This is a genomic window from Brachyspira pilosicoli (genome assembly GCF_019402445.1).
Classification (GTDB): Bacteria; Spirochaetota; Brachyspiria; order Brachyspirales; family Brachyspiraceae; genus Brachyspira; species Brachyspira pilosicoli_B.
Genome location: NZ_SRZM01000401.1, coordinates 1 through 2,997, shown reverse-complemented (window position 1 = coordinate 2,997; position 2,997 = coordinate 1). Strand labels below are relative to the sequence as shown.

General features: G+C 25.0%; 3 protein-coding genes. 2 read left to right on the top strand and 1 reads right to left on the bottom strand.

Annotated elements, in window-relative coordinates; translation table 11 throughout:
* The first annotated feature begins 155 nt into the window (after nucleotides 1–155).
* The gene (locus E6A48_RS11400) at nucleotides 156–1,160 is read left to right on the top strand and encodes a hypothetical protein (RefSeq protein WP_219710432.1); all 1,005 of its coding nucleotides are present in this window, start codon (nucleotides 156–158) and stop codon (nucleotides 1,158–1,160) included.
* Between the two features lie 5 nt (nucleotides 1,161–1,165).
* Complete coding sequence (locus tag E6A48_RS11395) at nucleotides 1,166–1,990, top strand: hypothetical protein (protein ID WP_219710430.1); 825 nt, start codon at nucleotides 1,166–1,168, stop codon at nucleotides 1,988–1,990.
* 1 nt (nucleotide 1,991) lies between these two features.
* Here E6A48_RS11395 and E6A48_RS11390 read toward each other — a convergent pair.
* Nucleotides 1,992–2,997, bottom strand: a 1,006-nt coding sequence (locus tag E6A48_RS11390) for a mannose-1-phosphate guanylyltransferase (protein WP_219710428.1), incomplete at its 5' end; no start/stop codon positions are given.

The following is a 2,997-nucleotide window of genomic DNA, read 5'->3' as shown; positions in this document are numbered from 1 at the left end:
TTTTGCTACGGGAAAAAGTTGAATAAAAAACAAACTTATATAATAAAATATACTTAGTTTAAACATACAATAATTTATTCTTACAAACTATTATTTTATTGTATTAAGATTTCTTATATGTTATAATTACAAAAATTATTGATTAGAGTTATATCGTGATAAAAAAATTAAGTTTTATTTTTATTATTCTTTTTGTATTTAGCTTTTTATTATACGCTGATGCATTATCTTCAAGACATTCTTTATCTATTTTAAATTATACAAGCACAAGAAGCAGAGGAATGATGAACAGCACTTTTCTAATAGGAAATGACTCTTCTGCATTATTTGTAAACTCTGCTTCATTAATGGGAGTTATTAGGGATAGCATTAATATAAATTACACCTTATCACCAGATTTTAAAAACGAGTATATATTTAATGCATCATATTCTCATACAGGTAATTCCTATGCCATAGGTTTGGGATTTGCTTCAGAAATAAACAAAATACAAAGTTATGATGCACTTGGAAACAAAAAAGATAGTATCTACAACGGAGTTTATTTAGCCAATATTGCTTTTGCTTATGCTATAAATGATAAATCTTTTATAGGCGGAAACATTAAAGGAGTATTAAATAATTCTTTAAATAAAAATGTTTTTGGAGGATTTTTAGATGTATATTATATGCAATCTATTTTTACTCCTGTGTTTAAAATTGGTGCAGGTATTAGAAATTTTGGTTTTTACAATAACGTATTTGCTAATATAGACACAGACATTGTAACATCTGTAGCTTATGCTAAAGAAGATTCTACAGTATCTGTTTCGCTTAATTATTCTGTAGGAGTTCCTTCTATTACGCATAATATATCTTTAGGTCTTGAAGCTATGATAATAGATTTTAATAAATTAGGATTATTTAATAAATCTTCTTCATCATCTTCTTGGTATGATGATTTACCTGAGAGTGTATTAGATGAGCCTAGTGCTATGCAAAAAAGACGTTCTGCTAAATTGCCAAGTGGTGTTTTAGCTAGACTTGGTATTGGAAATAATGGGGTTTCTTTGGGGATTTCATTATATATTGATTTGTTTAGACTTGATTATGCTATAATATTTGATGAGTTTAATAAAAACAATATTTCTCATGATTTTGGTTTAAGCTTTATGTTTTAATAATTATGCCTAGTATATGTAAACAATTAATATCAAACACAGAAAAATGCGACAGAGAAGTTTATAAAGATGATTTATGCATTATACATCATAAATCAGATAGTAAACCTGCTAATCTATTTAGAAACATTATAAGAGATGATATATATAGAGGATATTATAACTTTTCTCATATGATTAGCTATGAAGGCTTTAATTTTGAAGGCTTAAAAATACAAAAAGATTCAAATTTTAATTTTTCTGATTCCTCGTTTTATGCTCCGTTTAATATTAATAATTTAAAATTAGATATATCTCTTGATTTTAGTAATGCTTTATTTGATTCTGGCATATTTATAAAGATGTCTAATATAAACAAAGAAATTATAATGAAAAATACTGTTGTAAATATGGATTTAAACTTTTCAATGTCCAATTTTGAATCTATTAATTTGTATAATGCCAAAATTAATTGTAATGCCAATTTTACTAATTCTGACTTTATAAAAAAAACTACATTCAACCATGTTCATTTTAGCAATAATTTAAGCCTTTTAAATGTAAACTTAAAAGATGATTTTGCATTAGAGAATATAATAGTTGAAAAGGATGCAGATTTTAGAAACCTTATTTTTTATAAGAGTTTAAAATTTGAAAATGTTGAAATAAAAGGTACAACTTTGCCTCATGAATTAATTAAAAATGAAAATATAATTCTAAAAAATGTACTTATAAATGGTACACTTATAGAAGACAATCAAAAAAGCAAAAAAGAAAAAGAAAGCCAAGAAAAAGTAAAACAAGCAAAAGAAAAAATATATAAAGAAACTATCTTAAATAAGAAGATATAATTTATAATAATTCTCTATATTTATTTAATTCATTTTTTTCTCTAATGTCTTTTAATATCTCTTTTATTTTAGAATCCTCATTATTAGGATACATTAAAACAACACCATTAGACTTTACCACTGTGAGGTTATTAACACCATTTAAAGTAAGTAAATCATTATCATCATTTATTATTATATTATTGCTAGAGTTTTTAAGATAAACCTGCCCTATTACAACATTATTATTTTCATCTTTCTTGTATATCCTTCCAAGAGCAGAAAAAGCCCCCAAATCGTCCCAAAAAAACTCTGACTTTATACATATAATATCTTCTAGTTTTTCCATTACACCAAAGTCAAAAGAAATCTTATCAATACTGTTAAATATTTCTAATGCCTTATCTTCATTATTAATATTTTTTAATGTATCATTTACTTTATTAAAAGTGTCAGGCATAAATTTGTTTATACTGTTTAGTATGCTTTCACTGTCCCATATAAACATACCGCTATTCCACAAATAACTTCCATCTTCCAAAAACTTTTTTGCATTTTCTAAATTTGGTTTCTCTACAAATCTATGAACAATATATTCATTTCCTTTTATGTTTTTATCTAATTTTATATATCCATATCCAGTCTCAGCTCTAGTCGGCACTATACCCACAACTACAACATTTTTTGTTTCTATAGTTGCATTTACAGCTTCTTTTATTGTATTTATAAACAAATCTTCTTGTTTTATTATAGGGTCAGCTGGAATTATTACTACATTTGAATCGCCTATTTTCTCTTTTACAGTTAATACTCCTAAAGCCACAGCCGCAGCAGTATCTCTTCCAATAGGTTCATATATAATATTATCTTTTTTAAAGTTTGGTATATAAGTAGAAAAAGCTTCTTTATATCTTTTTCCTGTTATTATAAAAATATTTTCTTCTTCTGTAATTTGCAAAGCTCTATCTATTGTTTGTTCTATAAGTGATTTATTATCAATTATTTTTAAAAATTGTTTTGGTTTTTTT